Here is a 16,003-nt window from a genome sequence, read left to right as displayed (position 1 = left end):
CCCGTCTGGAGTGACCCCGATGTCTCCCGCGCTCCCTGCCCCGTACGCCGTCCCCTTCGCGGAACTGGCCCTGGCCAATGTCGTACGCGAATACCCCAACGCCCCGGCCCACCTGTACGCAGGTCCCGAGGAACTGGTCGCGCCCCGCACGCTGCACCCCGCGTTCTACGGGGGATACGACTGGCACTCCACCGTGCACATGCACTGGCTGCTCGTCCGCCTGCTGCGCCGCTTCTCCACCACCGGCGACCTCCCGGCCACGGTCACCGCCCGTGTCCACGAGGTGCTGAACTCCCACCTCACCCGGGAAAACCTCGTCGTCGAGGCGGATTATCTCCGCGGACGTCCGAACTTCGAACGCCCCTACGGCTGGGCGTGGCTGGTGGCTCTGGCAGCGGAGTGCCGTGCGCTCGCCACTCCCGAGGGCGACCGCTGGGCCGACGCCCTCTCTCCTGCCGTCGACGCGGTCGGCGAACTCCTCGCCGCCTGGCTGCCCAAGGCCACGTACCCGATCCGGCACGGGATCCACCCCAACAGCGCGTTCGGCCTGGGCCTGATCCTGGACGCGGGTGTGCGCGCCGGTCTGCCCCGCCCGGTCCTCGACACGGTGACGGACCGGCTGCGCACCTGGTTCACCGCGGACCACGACGCCCCCGAGCACTGGGAGCCGTCCGGCCAGGACTTCCTCTCCCCTGCCCTGACCGAGGCGGACGCGATGCGCCGGGTGCTGCCCGTCGCCGAGTTCCGCACCTGGCTGGCCGGGTTCCTGCCGAACCTGACGGAGTCCCCGCTGCTCACCCCGCCGGTGGTCTCCGACCATTCGGACCCGCAGATCGGTCATCTCCTGGGCCTCACCCTGAGCCGGGCAGCCGCTCTCCGCACGATCGGCGACGCGCTGGGCGAGGGCCCCGCCCGCACCGCTCTGACCGCGTCGGCCGAGGCCCATCTCGCCGTCGGCCTGCCCGTGGTCTCGTCGGGCGACTTCAGCACGGACCACTGGCTGGCCACCTTCGCCGCACTGGCCCTGGACACCCCGCCCGGCCACTGACCGGTCCGGCGCACCGTCGCCCGTACAACGACCGGGGCGGCTCGGCAGGCCGCCCCGGCCCGGACACCTGCCCCATCAGGCGGTCCTCGCCACGACGAACAGACCGCCATGGCGACGGCCACGGAGGCCATCCGATCCCGGGCTAGGGTCGTCGTATGAGCGACAGTTCAGGTGCAAACGGTGTCCACGGGGCCGACAGTGCGGACGACTCCCTCCGTGAGCGCTGGCGGAACGCGCTCGTGGGTGCCCGGGGCGGGGCGTCCGAGCCCGACCCGTTGCCCTACGCCGAGAATCTGCTGGCGCGCTGGGCCGAGCCGCAGCGGCGGTACCACACCACCGCGCACCTGGTCGCGGTGCTCGACCACATCGACACGCTCGCCGGTCACGCGGCCGATGCGGATGCCGTACGTCTCGCCGCCTGGTTCCACGACGCGGTTTACCGGCCCGACCGGTCCGAGAACGAGGAACGCAGCGCCGCCCTCGCCGAGCGCGCCCTGCCGGAGGCCGGCGTACCGGCCGACGTCACGGCCGAGGTCGCCCGGCTCGTCCGGCTCACCGTCACCCACGACCCGGCGGACGGCGACACCAACGGCGAGGTGCTGTGCGACGCGGATCTGGCCATCCTGGCCGCGCCCCCGAAGGAGTACGCGGCGTACGCGGCACAGGTACGGGAGGAGTACGGCTTCGTACCCGACGACGCGTTCCGGGAGGGGCGGGCGACGGTGCTGCGTCAACTGCTCGGGCTGCCACGGCTGTTCCGTACACCGCACGGGGTGGCCCGGTGGGAGCCCCGGGCGCGGCAGAACCTGCTGACCGAGTCGGAGCTGCTGAGCCACTGAGCATGCGGTGCGGGAGCAGCGGCCGGTGCGCCCGACGGCGGCGGGAATGTAATGGCCTTGGTCACTGTTGGCAGCTGTCATGCCCGACTCTGCCGCCCGCCGCTCACGTATGCCACTTGCCGTGTACATTCTGGGCCTCTCGGTCTTTGCCCTAGGCACCAGCGAGTTCATGCTCTCGGGGCTGTTGCCGCCCATCGCCGACGACATGAACGTGTCGATTCCCCAGGCCGGACTTCTCATATCCGCCTTCGCGATCGGCATGGTGATCGGCGCGCCGCTGCTCGCCGTGGCCACGCTCCGGCTGCCGCGCCGCACCACGCTGATCTCCCTGATCTCCGTCTTCGGCCTCGGCCAGGTCGCGGGTGCGCTGGCTCCGACGTACGAGGTGCTCTTCGCGTCCCGTGTCGTGAGCGCCTTCGCCTGTGCCGGGTTCTGGGCGGTGGGGGCGGCGGTCGCCATCGCGATGGTGCCGGTGAACGCGCGGGCCCGTGCGATGGCCGTGATGATCGGCGGTCTGTCGATCGCCAATGTGCTGGGCGTGCCGCTGGGGGCCTTCCTCGGTGAGAACCTCGGCTGGCGGTCGGCGTTCTGGGCCGTGGGTGCGGCATCCGCCGTGGCGCTGGTCGGGGTGGCGACGCTGATTCCGCACATTCCGCTGCCGGAGCAGAAGCCGCGGCTCAAGCAGGAGATGAGCATCTACCGGGACCGGCAGGTGTGGCTGTCGATCGTGATCACGGCACTCGCGGCGGGCGGTGTCTTCTGCGCGTTCAGCTATCTGGCCCCGCTGTTGACGGATGTCGCCGGGCTGGACTCCGTCTGGGTGCCGAGGGTGCTCGCGCTGTTCGGTATCGGTGCGCTGGTCGGTACGGCGATCGGCGGCCGGGTCGCGGACGCGCATCTCTTCGGGGTGCTGATGAGCGGTATCGCGGCCTCGACGGTCTTCCTGGTCGCGCTGGCGCTGTTCGCGTCGAACCAGGTCGCCGCGGTCGGGCTCTCGTTCCTGCTGGGGCTGTCGGCGTTCTACACGGCCCCGGCGCTGAACGCCCGGATGTTCAATGTCGCGGGTGCCGCTCCGACGCTGGCCGGTGCGACGACGACGGCCGCGTTCAACCTCGGCAACACGGGCGGCCCCTGGCTGGGCGGCACGGTGATCGACGCAGACTTCGGTTTCGCGGCGACCGCGTGGGCGGGGGCGGCGATGACGGTGCTGGCGCTGGTGGCCGTGGTGTTCTCGCTGCGGCTGCAGGGCCGGGGCAGCTCGCGACGGGTGACCGGATCGCCCGCCGCGGCGTCGTCGGGAGTGTCCGGAAAGGCATCGTCAGAGGCGGGTACCCCGGCAGTCTGACCCGCGGCCGACAGGCTCTCAGCTCAGCCGCCGGGGGCCGACCCGCGGCCGACAGGCTCTCGGCTCAGCCGCCGGAGGCCGATCCGTGGCCGTCAGCCGCCGGGGCCGGGCGCGCCTTGGGCCGTCGCAGCCCGGCCTCCGTGATGCGGCGGACGAGTTCCTTCGAACCGATCTGCCGGGCCCCGGCCCGTACCGCGTCCGCGTATCGCGACTCCGGTACGTCGTAGTGGTCCCGCTCGAACGCGCGGGGCGGGCAGCCGATGGATGCCGCGAAGGCGTGCAACTCCTCGAAGGACACGTCGCTGACCAGATGCGACCAGAACCGCCCGTGCCCCGGCCAGTCCGGCGGGTCGATGTAGACCGTCACCGCGGCAGTATCCCGCTCAGCGAACCGACCGGTGCGACGGCGACGGCGGCCTTGGTGCACACCCAGTGCGGGTCGGGGCCCAGCTCCGGTTCGATGTCCAGGGCGTGCGGGTCGCCCGCGTCGCAGACGGGGCAGAGCGGCCACCGTCCGTACCGATCGAGCAGGGCGTCCTGCACGTCCTGAGCGACGAGTCCGACGACGAACGCGGCACCGTCGGGCCACTGCTCGACCCACCAGCGGCGGTGGGTCACCGCATCCTCGACCAGTGAGACGATCCCGGCCTCGGCGACGTCACCTGCGGCGAGATCGGCCATGACCAGCGCGCGGGCCGTATGCAACGCCTGTTCCAGGGGGTTCATCTCCATGCACCCATTGTCACCCCGCCCGCGAACCCGCTTCTCGCGCCCGCCCGTCCCGATTCCGCGCTGTCGGAAGCTCGGGAGCGCTGTCGGAAGTTCAAAAGCGCTGTCAGAAACAGGGACCAAAGGGGGGTTGACGGGCCACCCGGTTGAAAATACCTTTCAAAGGTGACCCATGACCTGAAGGAAAGTTTCAGCGCTGATGCGCCGCCCGCCCCGGCGGCCCTCGCCGCCAAGGTGCGCACGCTCGCGCCCTCGATGACGCGCTCCATGCAGCGCGTCGCCGAGGCCGTCGCCGGTGACCCGGCCGGCTGCGCCGCCCTCACGGTCACTGGTCTCGCCGAGCTCACGGGCACCAGCGAGGCGACCGTGGTCCGCACGGCCCGTCTCCTCGGCTACCCCGGCTATCGCGATCTGCGCCTGGCCCTCGCCGGGCTCGCCGCGCACCAGCAGTCGGGCCGGGCTCCCTCCGTCACCGCCGACATAGCGGTCGACGACCCGATCGCCGACGTGGTCGCCAAGCTGGCCTACGACGAGCAGCAGACCCTCGCCGACACGGCCGCGGGGCTCGACACCGTCCAGCTCGGTGCCGCGGTGGCCGCCGCCGCCTCCGCCCGGCGCATCGACATCTACGGTGTGGGCGCCTCGTCCCTCGTCGGCCAGGACCTGGCGCAGAAGCTGGCCCGTATCGGCCTGATCGTGCACTCCCACACGGACCCGCACCTCGCGGTGACCAACGCCGTGCAGCTCCGCTCCGGCGACGTGGCCATCGCGATCACGCACTCCGGCTCCACCGTCGATGTCATCGAGCCGCTGCGGGCCGCCTTCGACCGCGGGGCGACGACGATCGCGATCACCGGCCGCCCAGACGGCCCCGTGACGCAGTACGCCGACCACGTACTGACCACGTCCACCGCCCGGGAGAGCGAGCTGCGGCCCGCCGCCATGTCGAGCCGTACGAGCCAGCTGCTCGTCGTCGACTGCCTGTTCATAGGCGTCGCGCAGCGCACATACGAAACGGCCGCACCGGCGCTCGCCGCCTCCTACGAGGCACTGGCCCACCACCGCCACACCCCGCGCCCGCGCTGACTTCGACCCGGCCCTCACCACCGGCAGACGGACCCCACCCCACCCGCTGAACCGTACGAGAACGAGAAAGCAGAGCCGCTCTCCATGACCTCCACCACCGACGCCGACACCACCACCCCCGACGGATACGGGGAACTGCGCGCCCAGCTCGAAACGCTCACCACCGAGGCCTTCCGGCCCGAGCTCGCCGAGATAGACCGCCTGGGCACGCTCGAAATAGCCCGGATCATGAACGGCGAGGACCAGACCGTCCCGGCCGCAGTCGCCGCCCGGCTGCCCGAGATCGCCGCCGCGATCGACGGCACCGCGGAGCGCATGGCCCGCGGCGGCCGGCTGATCTACGCGGGCGCGGGCACCGCGGGCCGGCTCGGCGTGCTGGACGCCAGCGAGTGCCCGCCCACCTTCAACACCGACCCGTCCGAGGTCGTCGGCCTGATCGCGGGCGGCCCGTCCGCCATGGTCCAGGCCGTCGAAGGCGCCGAGGACAGCAAGGAGCTGGCCGCCGCCGACCTCGACGCCCTGGACCTCACCGCCGACGACACCGTGGTCGGCATCTCCGCCTCCGGCCGTACGCCGTACGCGATCGGGGCCGTCGAGCACGCCCGTGCCAAGGGTGCGCTGACCATCGGGCTGTCCTGCAACGCGGACTCCGCGCTGGGCGCCGCGGCCGAGCACGGCATCGAGATCGTCGTCGGGCCCGAGCTGCTCACCGGCTCCACCCGGCTCAAGGCGGGTACGGCCCAGAAGCTCGTCCTCAACATGCTCTCGACGATCACGATGATCAGGCTCGGCAAGACGTACGGGAATCTGATGGTCGACGTCCGCGCCTCCAACGAGAAGCTGCGGGCCCGCTCCCGCCGCATCGTCTCGCTGGCCACCGGAGCATCCGACGAGGAGATCGAGGCCGCCCTCGCCTCGACCGAAGGCGAGGTGAAAAACGCCATCCTCACCATCCTCGGCCAGGTCGACGGCCCCACCGCCGCCACCCTGCTGAACGCGTCCGACGGCCACCTCCGTGCCGCCCTCGCCGCCGCCCCCCGCACGACCACCTGACCCACCAGCTCCACTTCCTTACCCCCGCATAGCAAGGCACCACGCACCATGGCAACAGAAGACAAGAACCGCGCCACCGCCGCCGCGATCCTTCCGCTCGTCGGTGGCGCCGCGAATGTCAGCTCCATAGCCCACTGCATGACCCGACTCCGGCTGGGCCTGCACGACCGCTCGCTCGTCGACGACAAGGCCCTGAAGGCGGTCCCCGCCGTCATGGGCGTGGTCGAGGACGACACGTACCAGATCGTCCTCGGCCCGGGCACCGTCGCCCGGGTCACGCCGGAGTTCGAGCGACTGGTGGAGGAGGGCAAGGCGGCAGCCCCTGAACCGGCCGCCACCTCCACCTCGGCTTCGGCTTCGGCTTCGGCGGACGAACTGGCCGCCCAGGGCGCCGCGATGAAGGCAGCGCAGAAGTCGAAGAACGCCACCCCGCTCAAGCTGTTCCTGCGCCGAATCGCGAACGTCTTCGTCCCGCTGATCCCGGCGCTCATCGGCTGCGGCATCATCGCCGGTCTCAACGGCCTGCTGGTGAACCTCGGCTGGCTGACCTCGGTCACGCCCGCGCTCGCCGCGATAGCGTCCGGATTCATGGCGCTGCTCCCCGTGTTCGTCGGCTTCAACACGGCGAAGGAGTTCGGCGGTACGCCGATCCTGGGCGGTGCGGTCGCCGCGATCATCGTCTTCCCGGGCGTCGCGAACATCGAGGCGTTCGGCCTGAAGCTCTCCCCCGGCCAGGGCGGCGTGCTGGGCGCGCTCGGTGCGGCAGTGCTCGCGGTGTACGTGGAGAAGTGGTGCCGCCGCTGGGTGCCCGAGGCGCTCGACGTACTGGTCACCCCGACCCTCACGGTCCTGATCTCCGGCCTGGTGACGGTCTTCGGCCTGATGTACGTGGCCGGTGAGATCTCCACCGCCATCGGCACGTTCGCCGACTGGCTGCTCACCAACGGCGGCGCGGGCGCGGGCTTCCTGCTCGGCGGTCTCTTCCTGCCCCTGGTGATGCTGGGTCTGCACCAGGCACTCATCCCGATCCACACCACCCTGATCGAGCAGCAGGGCTACACGGTCCTGCTCCCGATCCTCGCGATGGCGGGCGCCGGCCAGGTCGGCGCGGCCGTGGCGGTCTACTTCCGCCTCCCCCGCAACGAGTCGATCCGTCGCACCATCAAGTCCGCCCTCCCCGCAGGCCTGCTGGGCGTCGGCGAACCGCTGATCTACGGTGTCAGCCTCCCGCTCGGCCGCCCGTTCATCACGGCGTGCGTGGGCGGTGCGTTCGGCGGCGCCTTCATCGGCCTGTTCAGCCAGCTCGGCGACCAGGTCGGCTCCACGGCCATCGGCCCGTCCGGCTGGGCCCTGTTCCCCCTCCTCGACGGCAACCACGGCCTGGGCAACGCGATCGCGATCTACGGAGGCGGCCTGCTGGTCGGCTACCTCGCCGGGTTCCTCGCGACGTACTTCTTCGGCTTCAGCAAGGACCTGCTGACGGAGTTCAACGTCTCCCAGGAACCGGCGCCCTCCACGGTCGCGGCAACGGGCGGCCCGGCGTCCCCGACGACCGACCCGGGCACCCCGGCAAAGGAACCGGCCGGAGTCTGACCCCGGCACATGAATGAGGGCGGCACCCGATGGCTGGGTGCCGCCCCTTTCCATGCCTGCTCGGACCGGGAATTCCTCCGTGAGGAGGGTCGAACCGAAGGGCTCCGGCAACGTTGGCAACGTGAGCGGCTCACCGAACGGCACCGGGTCAAAGCGCTTGTCGACACGCCGGGGAAGGCGCGAGTGGTTCAGGAGAGCCAGTCGGCGTAGCGGGTGGGGGCGAGGTGGGCGTTCTCGTCGGTGAGGACGTCACCCTTGACGGCGGCGAACATGTTGGCGGTGGGGTCGGTGACGACGGTGCGGCCGTCGGACTTGTGGGCCAGGGTGATCCTGCCCAGCTCGTCCAGGGGGAAGATCTCGGGGCCGGCGACGTTGCGAATGCCTCCCAGCGGGGTGCCCGCGGCGACTTCCGCCACCGCCTCGGCCACGTCGTTGGCGGCGATCGGCTGCACCGGTGTGGCGGGCAGTCGGACGGTTTCGCCGTCGGTGGTCCAGGACATGATCGCGTCGATGAACTCCATGAACTGCGTCGCGCGGACAATCGAGTAGGGGATCGGTCCGGCCGCGAGCATGTTCTCCTGGAGCGCCTTTGCCCGGTAGTAGTCCAGTTCCGGCACCTGGTCCACGCCGACGATCGAGAGAAGGACGAAGTGACGGACGCCGGCCTTCCGGCCCGCGGCCAGAAGGTTGTCCATCGAGGTCCGGAAGAAGACCAGAGAGGCTTCGTCGAAGGTCGGGGAGTTCGTCACGTTGACGATGACGTCGGCCCCCGCCACCGCCTCGTCCAGTCCCTCGCCGCTGATGACGTCGGTTCCGGTGGACGGCGAGTGCGGCACCGCCTCGTGCCCGGCGGCGTTCAGCTTGTTGACGACCTGCGACCCGATCAGCCCGGTACCGCCGATGACCGCGAACTTCATGACATGCCCTTCGTAGACAGGTAGACAGGTCCGCAATATGCCATATGCCCCGATATAAGAGCCTCCCCCCGGCCCGGACACTTTCTATCCGAGAGCTTGGACATGTGCCGTCCGAGTCACATGCGTCTGGCGGCAGTGCCCGAGTAAAGATGTCCGGCGGCGTCGAGTGGGCCCCGCATTGCTGCGTCGCGCTCACGTCGGTCGAGAACCCTGTTCCCGCGCGTCGGCCGACATCAGCGCACGACTGACCGCTCGACGCCCGGACGCCTTCACGGCAACCGTCCCTTCCGGTTGACCTCCCTGACCTGGGCCCGCAGCACTTCCCCGAGCGGAGCCGCGCGCACCAACTCCGGCGGACAGTCCCACTCCGCCCCACCACCCGGCGCCCGCAGCTGTACGTACGGACCGACATGCCCCATCACGCGCCCCACCCGCCCGTCCCGGGTGTCCACCGCGAACGCCCCGGGCTCCGGCGCACACGGCTCAAGCCCCTCACTCTTCATGACCGGCCGCCCCCTGCGCCTCCAGCACCACACTCAGCCGCAACGCCGTGTCGAGGTTGCATCGGCCAAGGTCGACCAGCGGCGACGCCGGTTCGTCCCCCGCGCACGACACCGGGTCGATCCGCAGCGAAGGCAGCGTGATCCCGACCCCGGAGAACCCCTCCTTCAGTCGCGACACCGCGTCCTCCGCCGCCCGCACTCTGCCCTCTGCCGCCCTGCGCCGTTCCATCGTCGTCATGATCCATCCCTTTCCACGCTGAGTAATGACAATGCATACCCAGCGTGTCCAAAGCGCAGCTAGCCTGGAAGAGGCGCAGAACCAACAACCGCACGTGTGTCACAGGGAGTTGCCATGCCGGGCCCCAAGAATCTCGCCCCCTCCTCCTCTCCACGCGCCCTGCTCGGCGCGGAACCAAGGTCACCAAGGGCCCGACGCTCGTGCTTCCGGGTCGGCGCCTGGGCGTCATTCATCGCGGACCTCAAGAACGCATAGGCCCTAGCAGCCGCGGGCGGCCCGCCACCAGGCGTGGCCGTTCTCGCACTCGATCGGGTGGTCGTTTCCGGCCATAGATGCGGTTTCAGGGATGAATTCCCTCCCCGAACGCGATCATTCGGCAGTGATCTCATCGAACCGGACGACTCACCGTCCCAAGTCCCTGTTCCCGGCCGGACTCGGCGCACTCACCGTGCTGACCCTGCTCCCGGCGATTCCGGCCGCCGCCGCACCCGCACCCGCGAACGACGCCTCACCGCGCACCGCCGCGCACGCGTCGCCCCGCGTGGTGACCGCGGCCGAGCGCAGGACCGCCGGGTACCTCGACTCGTTGCAGGGCAGGCCCGAGAAGCTGAAGGCGTTCTTCAAAGCGCTGCCCAAGGGGGGCGACCTCCACAACCACCTCTCCGGCGCGGCCACGACCGAGTTCCTGATCAAGCTCGCGGGCGAGAAGGGGCTGTGCATCGACGCAACGATGACGGCTGTCGCACCGCCGTGCGGACCGGGCAAGCGGCCCGCCGCCGACGCGCGGACCGACGCCGCCTTCCAGCAGGAGATCATCCGGGCGTGGTCCATGCAGGACTTCCCGGCCGATCAGTCCGGGCACGACCACTTCTTCGACACGTTCAACAAGTTCGGCATGGCGACCTGGGACCGCGGCAAGCTCCTTGCCAACGTGGCCAACACCGTGGTCGAGCAGAACCAGTTCTATCTGGAGACCCTGGTCACCCCGGCCTCGGACAGTGCCAGGAAGCTTGCCGAAGCCGTGGGTTACGACGCCGACCTGGCCGCGTTCCACCGCAAGCTCCTGGCCGACGGGCAGCTCGACAAGGTCGTGGACGAGGCGGTCAAGGAGGCCGACGACGCCGATGCCCAGTTCCGGGCGGCCGCACACTGCGACACCGCACGCCCCGACCCGGGCTGCCGACTTCCCGTCAGGTGGATCTCCCAGGTGTCCCGGGGCAGCACCCCGGCACGGGTGTTCACCCAGATCGCGGTCGGCATGCGACTGGCTGAGCGCGACCCGAGGTTCGTCGCGGTCAACCTCGTACAGCCCGAGGACTGGGACAGCTCGCTGGCCAACTACAGCCTCCAGATGCGGATGCTGAACTATCTGCGCGGCCAGTACCCGGGCGCCCACCTCACCCTGCACTCCGGTGAACTGGCCCCCGGCCTGGTCAAGCCCGAGGACCTGACCTTCCACATCCGCGAAGCCGTACTCGTCGCCGGAGCCGAACGCATCGGACACGGCGTGGACCTGGTCCACGAGGACGACTGGCAGCAGCTCGCCCGGACGATGGCGCAGCGCAAGGTGGCGGTCGAGGTTCCGTTCTCCAGCAACAAGCAGATCCTCGGCATCGCAGGCGACGACCACCCGTTCAACACCTACCGCCGCTACGGCGTCCCGGTGGTCCTGTCCACCGACGACCCGGGGGTCTCGCGGATCGACATCAGCCACGAGTTCCAGTACGCCGCCAAGACGTACAGCCTCGGCTACACCGAGCTGAAGGACCTGGCCCGCGCCTCGCTGGAGTACGCGTTCCGCGACGGCCGGAGCCTGTGGGCCACCGGCTCCGCACCCTCCGGCTACCATCTGGTCGCCGCCTGCTCGGGCAACCGGCCGGGCACCGACCACCCGAGCGCCCGTTGCGCCCGCTACCTCGCCGACAGCCCGAAGGCGGCGACGCAGTGGCGCCAGGAGACGGCCTTCGCCACCTTCGAGCGCCGTCACCGGTAACCTCACCACACACTCGCGGGCCCGGGGCTTGAGGCGTCGGGCATGTGCGCCGGGGTCGCCCCGGGCGCGTTCGCGCTGGACGGTGAGCACGCCGGGTGCGGGTGGACGGGATCGAGTCGGATGAACGAGTCGGATGAACGAGTCGGTTGAACGGGCCCTGGACGCTGCGGGCACCTGCCCGGCCCAGGCGATCACCGTGCACGACGGGAGCGCTGCCATCGGTCCCTGCCGCGACTGAGAAAACCGCCCGTGCCGGGAAGGATGTTCCCGGCACGGGGCGGCTGCGTGATCGGTCGAGCAGGCCCAACAGACCCAACAGCCCTGACAGGCCGCAATCCCTACAGGTCCTACGCGTCCTAGGCGAGCCGCTCCAGGATCCACTGGGGGCCGCCTTCGTGGCTGACGACCGCACGGTTGCCCTCGGTGGTCAGGGAGCCGAGCTCGCCCCGGCCGAGGACGATGGTGACCGGCACCTCGGTGGCCGGCCCCTGGATCGTCCACTGGTCGGGCGACTGGCCGCACTGGTCCACCCACACAGCCGGCGGGTAGATCATGAGCGGCGAGAGCGCCAGGCAGCGGTACTCCCCACTCGTCTCAACGATCTGGGACAGGCCGTGGCCCTGGTTGCGGACCTCCCACACGGTGTCGGAGTTGCAGGGCTCGATGTGGCCGCCCAGCGGGCCTTCGCCACCCGCCAGACACGAGCCGGTGCGCACATCACGGATGAAGTAGATGCCGTCGGCGGCGTAGCCGACGTCGGTGGCCTGGGCGGCGTCGGCGGCCGGGGCAGGGGTGGCGGCCTGGGCAGGGGTGGCCAGCGCCGCGACGGCGACGGCGGACGCAGCGAGAGAAAGAATCGAACGGATACGCACGGGACTCCTCGTACGAGAGAGAGAAACACTGGGAGACGGGCCGGCGGCCCGCAGCATCAAGCTCACAAATTCGTGCGGTCGTTCGCACGCTCCCGAGGCCTCCGACCCGACTTTCCACTCCAACGGCAGCGGCGCGCCCGCATCGCGTACGGCGCACTCGCATCATTCGCGCGCCCCCCACCACCCGAACGGGCCACTCCGGCACCGCAGCGAACGGCACTGCGCACCCTGGAGTGCGGCGACTGCCGCGCCCCCGGCAGCGCGGAGGCCCTGATCGGCGGCCGGTGCGGACCGTGCCGGGGCAACCCCGTCGACGCATCCGCCGGACCGGCCGGAACCGTCCCGGCCGCCGGTGTACGCGGTCGCATGAGCGAGGTCCGGGCCGCGATGACCCCACGATCCGAGCGGATCGGCCATCCACCCCGCCCGGCGCCCGTGATCACGGGATGTCCGAAACCCGCTCGCACCTGGGAGTGATTTGATCCCGCTTCCCCCACCGGATCGCTACCACATGTGCTCATCTTGGCACTCGTTGTAACGAACCATCCCAAAGGGGAACGAACCATGTCCGAACCGACCCACGAGCAAATCGTCTCGGAGCTTCGCAGCAGGCCCCCCATCACCCTGGCCCCCGGCCCCCGCCTGGACGCCGAGAAGCACGGCGCCCTCCCGCTGCCGCCCAGCACCGTGTGGGACCTGCCGGGCGGCACCGCCTGGGTGTATCTCGGCGAGGGGAATCCGGGCCTCGTACGGCCCGTGATCTTCGCGGACGGATTCAACACCGGGCCGAGCAGCCTCGACTTCTCCTGGGAAATCATGGAGTTCGGCGACTACGCGCTCATCAGCGAACTGCGCCGCCGCGGACACGACGTCATCCTTCTCGGCTTCCATGAGCGCAGTGCGTCGATTCTGGACAACTCCCGGACCGCGCAGGCCGCGATCCAGCAAGCCATCATGGAGCGGCAGGGCGACACGCCGCTGGCCGTCGGCGGGTTCAGCATGGGCGGGCTCGTCACCCGGCACGCGCTGGCCAAGATGGAGAGCCGGCGCATCGACCACCAGACCTCTCTCTACTTCTCGTACGACAGCCCGCACCGCGGCGCCTGGATCCCGATCGCGCTCCAGGCGTTCGCGCACTACATCAAGGACCTCGACAGCCGGCTCTCCGAGCAGATCAACAGCCCGGCCGCGCGGGAACTGCTGTGGCGGCACATCGAGAAGTGGGACGGGACGCCGGACCGGAGCGACGAGCGCGCCGCGTTCCTCGCGGAGATGGAGGCCATCGGCCAATGGCCGCGCCGGCCGAGGCTGATCGGTGTCGCCAACGGCACGGCCGACGGCGTCGGCACCGATGTCCGGGCGGGCGAACTGGCCCTGGAGGGCAAGGGCCTGTCGGTCATGGGCACCAAGCTCTACACCCAGGCCCCGGGCGACAACGAACTCGTCGCCAAGCTGCGGGTGGTGACACTGAAGACCAACGAGGTGCGTACGTCCGGACTCCCGTCGATCAGCGGCGCACCCGGTGGTTCGCTGGAAGGGTTCGGCATCCTCGCCGACGGGCTCAACGCCCTCAAGCCCGCCCTCGGGTTCAAGACCGACGTACGGATCCGCCCACACTGCTTCGTGCCGGCCGTCAGCGCGGTCGACGTCGGCGATCTGGACACGGACGAGGAGCTGTACAAGAACATCTCCTCGCTCCCGCCGAATTCCGGCGGGCTCGACGAGTTCAAGCTCGCGTCCCGCAACGAGGGCCACACCCTCGTGACGGAGGAGCTCTGCACCTGGCTCCTCGACCGGCTTCCGTAGCGACCGGGGTATCCACAGGGCGGGATATCACGCGCTCACGGTGCTCCGGCGGGCATCGTGGGTGCGTCCACCGCCATGACCTCACGAACAGCACCGGCCCCCGGGGACGAATCCCCGGGGGCCGGTGCGGCAAAGCTGTACAGGAACTACCGATCCGTCAGGATCAGAAGTCCATGTCACCGCCCGGCATGCCGCCCGGAGCGGCCGCAGCGGCCTTCTCCGGCTTGTCGGCGATGACGGCCTCGGTGGTGAGGAACAGCGCGGCAATGGACGCGGCGTTCTGCAGGGCGGAGCGCGTGACCTTCGCCGGGTCGAGAATGCCCTCGGCGATCATGTCGACGTACTCGCCGGTCGCGGCGTTCAGACCGTGGCCGACGGCCAGGTTGCGCACCTTCTCGACGACGACGCCACCCTCGAGACCACCGTTGACGGCGATCTGCTTGAGCGGGGCCTCCAGCGCCAGCTTGACGGCGTTGGCGCCGGTCGCCTCGTCACCCGAGAGCTCCAGCTTCTCGAAGACGGCCGAGGCCTGGAGCAGAGCCACGCCACCACCGGCGACGATGCCCTCCTCGACGGCGGCCTTGGCGTTGCGCACCGCGTCCTCGATGCGGTGCTTGCGCTCCTTGAGCTCGACCTCGGTCGCGGCACCGGCCTTGATGACGGCCACGCCGCCGGCCAGCTTCGCGAGGCGCTCCTGGAGCTTCTCGCGGTCGTAGTCCGAGTCGGAGTTCTCGATCTCGGCACGGATCTGGTTGACGCGACCCTGAACCTGGTCGCTGTCACCGGCACCGTCGACGATCGTGGTCTCGTCCTTGGTGATGACGACCTTGCGGGCGCGGCCGAGCAGGTCGAGACCGGCGTTCTCCAGCTTGAGGCCGACCTCCTCGGAGATGACGGTGCCACCGGTGAGGATGGCGATGTCGCCGAGCATGGCCTTGCGGCGGTCACCGAAGCCCGGGGCCTTGACAGCAACGGACTTGAAGGTGCCACGGATCTTGTTGACGACCAGGGTCGACAGGGCCTCGCCCTCGACGTCCTCGGCGATGATCAGCAGCGGCTTGCCGGACTGCATGACCTTCTCCAGCAGCGGAAGGAGGTCCTTCACGTTGCTGACCTTGGAGTTCACGATCAGGATGTACGGGTCGTCGAGGGACGACTCCATGCGCTCCATGTCGGTGGCGAAGTACGCCGAGATGTAGCCCTTGTCGAAGCGCATACCCTCGGTGAGCTCCAGCTCCAGACCGAAGGTCTGGGACTCCTCGACGGTGATGACGCCTTCCTTGCCGACCTTGTCCATGGCCTCGGCGATGAGCTCGCCGATCTGGGTGTCGGCGGCGGAGATGGAGGCGGTCGAAGCGATCTGCTCCTTGGTCTCCACGTCCTTGGCCTGCTCCAGAAGAGCGGCGGAGACGGCCTCGACGGCCTTCTCGATGCCCCGCTTGAGGGCCATCGGGTTGGCACCCGCGGCGACGTTGCGAAGGCCCTCGCGGACGAGAGCCTGAGCGAGAACGGTGGCGGTGGTCGTACCGTCGCCGGCGACGTCGTCCGTCTTCTTGGCGACCTCCTTGACCAGCTCCGCACCGATCTTCTCGAACGGGTCCTCCAGCTCGATCTCCTTGGCGATGGAAACACCATCGTTGGTGATCGTGGGGGCGCCCCACTTCTTCTCAAGGACGACGTTGCGACCCTTGGGGCCAAGGGTGACCTTGACGGCGTCGGCGAGCTGGTTCATGCCGCGCTCGAGACCGCGCCGGGCCTCCTCGTCGAACGCGATGATCTTGGCCATGTGAAGTGGTCCTCCCGGACAGGGGTGGATTTCTCCGGACCGAGTGGCGCCCGCGACGGACGGCCTGCCTGACCGGTGGTTCCTTGCCCCACCGGACCTGCGGGCCTCACCGGCCCGGTCCAAGTTCTGTCACTCTCACCTGGAGAGTGCTAACGCCAATGATTAGCACTCGACCCCCTAGAGTGCAAGCGCCTT

Annotated in this window: 15 protein-coding genes and 1 pseudogene; 9 read left to right on the top strand and 7 right to left on the bottom strand. The window is 70.0% G+C overall.

The features are described from left to right. Positions 1-19: 19 nt before the first annotated feature. The 3 genes from ACZ3IC_RS30235 (at position 20) to ACZ3IC_RS30225 (ending at position 3,232) form a co-directional block, all read left to right on the top strand. The gene (locus ACZ3IC_RS30235; protein ID WP_467421334.1) at positions 20-1,048 is read left to right on the top strand and encodes a DUF2891 domain-containing protein; all 1,029 of its coding nucleotides are present in this window, start codon (positions 20-22) and stop codon (positions 1,046-1,048) included. A 155-nt stretch (positions 1,049-1,203) separates the two neighbouring features. Then, on the top strand, positions 1,204-1,887 hold the full coding sequence (locus ACZ3IC_RS30230; protein WP_467421332.1) for an HD domain-containing protein: 684 nt from the start codon (positions 1,204-1,206) through the stop codon (positions 1,885-1,887). 109 nt (positions 1,888-1,996) lie between these two features. Further along, positions 1,997-3,232, top strand: a complete 1,236-nt coding sequence (locus ACZ3IC_RS30225) for a Cmx/CmrA family chloramphenicol efflux MFS transporter (RefSeq protein WP_467421376.1) — start codon at positions 1,997-1,999, stop codon at positions 3,230-3,232. Between the two features lie 64 nt (positions 3,233-3,296). Here ACZ3IC_RS30225 and ACZ3IC_RS30220 read toward each other — a convergent pair whose 3' ends face one another. Continuing rightward, entirely contained in the window at positions 3,297-3,599 is a 303-nt protein-coding gene (locus tag ACZ3IC_RS30220) for a DUF4031 domain-containing protein (RefSeq protein ID WP_467421329.1), read from the bottom strand. Beyond that, on the bottom strand, positions 3,596-3,964 hold the full coding sequence (locus ACZ3IC_RS30215; protein WP_467421328.1) for a hypothetical protein: 369 nt from the start codon (positions 3,962-3,964) through the stop codon (positions 3,596-3,598). The genes ACZ3IC_RS30220 and ACZ3IC_RS30215 overlap by 4 nt, the downstream gene beginning before the upstream one ends. A 162-nt stretch (positions 3,965-4,126) precedes the next feature. Between ACZ3IC_RS30215 and ACZ3IC_RS30210 the strand changes: the two genes are divergently transcribed. The 3 genes from ACZ3IC_RS30210 (at position 4,127) to ACZ3IC_RS30200 (ending at position 7,693) form a co-directional block, all read left to right on the top strand. Beyond that, positions 4,127-5,047, top strand: a complete 921-nt coding sequence (locus ACZ3IC_RS30210; RefSeq protein WP_467421326.1) for a MurR/RpiR family transcriptional regulator — start codon at positions 4,127-4,129, stop codon at positions 5,045-5,047. A gap of 84 nt (positions 5,048-5,131) precedes the next feature. Further along, positions 5,132-6,100, top strand: coding sequence for an N-acetylmuramic acid 6-phosphate etherase (gene murQ / locus ACZ3IC_RS30205; protein WP_467421323.1), 969 nt, complete (start codon positions 5,132-5,134; stop codon positions 6,098-6,100). 48 nt (positions 6,101-6,148) lie between these two features. Continuing rightward, on the top strand, positions 6,149-7,693 hold the full coding sequence (locus ACZ3IC_RS30200) for a PTS transporter subunit EIIC (RefSeq protein ID WP_467421321.1): 1,545 nt from the start codon (positions 6,149-6,151) through the stop codon (positions 7,691-7,693). Between the two features lie 188 nt (positions 7,694-7,881). Here the strand turns inward: ACZ3IC_RS30200 and ACZ3IC_RS30195 are convergent, their stop codons facing one another. Then, a complete protein-coding gene (locus ACZ3IC_RS30195) occupies positions 7,882-8,610 on the bottom strand; it encodes an SDR family oxidoreductase (RefSeq protein WP_467421319.1) in 729 nt (242 codons plus the stop codon). A 149-nt stretch (positions 8,611-8,759) separates the two neighbouring features. Between ACZ3IC_RS30195 and ACZ3IC_RS30190 the strand changes: the two are divergent. Then, positions 8,760-8,855, top strand: a pseudogene (locus ACZ3IC_RS30190) (transcriptional regulator); the annotation flags it as partial. A 24-nt stretch (positions 8,856-8,879) separates the two neighbouring features. Here ACZ3IC_RS30190 and ACZ3IC_RS30185 read toward each other — a convergent pair. Together ACZ3IC_RS30185 and ACZ3IC_RS30180 are read right to left on the bottom strand one after the other, a co-directional pair. Beyond that, entirely contained in the window at positions 8,880-9,113 is a 234-nt protein-coding gene (locus ACZ3IC_RS30185) for a hypothetical protein (RefSeq protein WP_467421316.1), read from the bottom strand. Then, positions 9,103-9,354, bottom strand: a complete 252-nt coding sequence (locus ACZ3IC_RS30180) for a hypothetical protein (protein WP_467421374.1) — start codon at positions 9,352-9,354, stop codon at positions 9,103-9,105. Before ACZ3IC_RS30180 ends, ACZ3IC_RS30185 begins: the two co-directional genes overlap by 11 nt. Before the next feature lie 376 nt (positions 9,355-9,730). On the opposite strand from ACZ3IC_RS30180, the gene ACZ3IC_RS30175 reads away from it, so the two are divergent. Next, the gene (locus ACZ3IC_RS30175) at positions 9,731-11,344 is read left to right on the top strand and encodes an adenosine deaminase family protein (RefSeq protein WP_467421313.1); all 1,614 of its coding nucleotides are present in this window, start codon (positions 9,731-9,733) and stop codon (positions 11,342-11,344) included. A 356-nt stretch (positions 11,345-11,700) separates the two neighbouring features. Here ACZ3IC_RS30175 and ACZ3IC_RS30170 read toward each other — a convergent pair whose 3' ends face one another. Continuing rightward, positions 11,701-12,216, bottom strand: coding sequence for a hypothetical protein (locus tag ACZ3IC_RS30170; RefSeq protein WP_467421311.1), 516 nt, complete (start codon positions 12,214-12,216; stop codon positions 11,701-11,703). A gap of 564 nt (positions 12,217-12,780) precedes the next feature. Here ACZ3IC_RS30170 and ACZ3IC_RS30165 point away from each other — a divergent pair. Continuing rightward, on the top strand, positions 12,781-14,022 hold the full coding sequence (locus ACZ3IC_RS30165; protein WP_467421308.1) for a hypothetical protein: 1,242 nt from the start codon (positions 12,781-12,783) through the stop codon (positions 14,020-14,022). A gap of 163 nt (positions 14,023-14,185) precedes the next feature. Here ACZ3IC_RS30165 and groL read toward each other — a convergent pair whose 3' ends face one another. Then, the gene (groL, locus tag ACZ3IC_RS30160) at positions 14,186-15,808 is read right to left on the bottom strand and encodes a chaperonin GroEL (protein WP_467421305.1); all 1,623 of its coding nucleotides are present in this window, start codon (positions 15,806-15,808) and stop codon (positions 14,186-14,188) included. Positions 15,809-16,003 lie beyond the last annotated feature (195 nt).

The organism is Streptomyces sp. NPDC002958, assembly GCF_055563255.1.
Note: the sequence above shows the minus strand (reverse complement) of the source record. Positions and strands in the feature narration are given on the sequence as shown.

Coding starts and splice junctions, on each gene's coding strand:
- ACZ3IC_RS30235 (WP_467421334.1), top strand. CDS start 20: ATGTCTCCCGCGCTCCCTGCCCCGTACGCCGTCCCCTTCGCGGAACTG.
- ACZ3IC_RS30230 (WP_467421332.1), top strand. CDS start 1,204: ATGAGCGACAGTTCAGGTGCAAACGGTGTCCACGGGGCCGACAGTGCG.
- ACZ3IC_RS30225 (WP_467421376.1), top strand. CDS start 1,997: ATGCCACTTGCCGTGTACATTCTGGGCCTCTCGGTCTTTGCCCTAGGC.
- ACZ3IC_RS30215 (WP_467421328.1), bottom strand. CDS start 3,964: ATGGAGATGAACCCCCTGGAACAGGCGTTGCATACGGCCCGCGCGCTG.
- murQ (WP_467421323.1), top strand. CDS start 5,132: ATGACCTCCACCACCGACGCCGACACCACCACCCCCGACGGATACGGG.
- ACZ3IC_RS30200 (WP_467421321.1), top strand. CDS start 6,149: ATGGCAACAGAAGACAAGAACCGCGCCACCGCCGCCGCGATCCTTCCG.
- ACZ3IC_RS30195 (WP_467421319.1), bottom strand. CDS start 8,610: ATGAAGTTCGCGGTCATCGGCGGTACCGGGCTGATCGGGTCGCAGGTC.
- ACZ3IC_RS30185 (WP_467421316.1), bottom strand. CDS start 9,113: ATGAAGAGTGAGGGGCTTGAGCCGTGTGCGCCGGAGCCCGGGGCGTTC.
- ACZ3IC_RS30165 (WP_467421308.1), top strand. CDS start 12,781: ATGTCCGAACCGACCCACGAGCAAATCGTCTCGGAGCTTCGCAGCAGG.
- groL (WP_467421305.1), bottom strand. CDS start 15,808: ATGGCCAAGATCATCGCGTTCGACGAGGAGGCCCGGCGCGGTCTCGAG.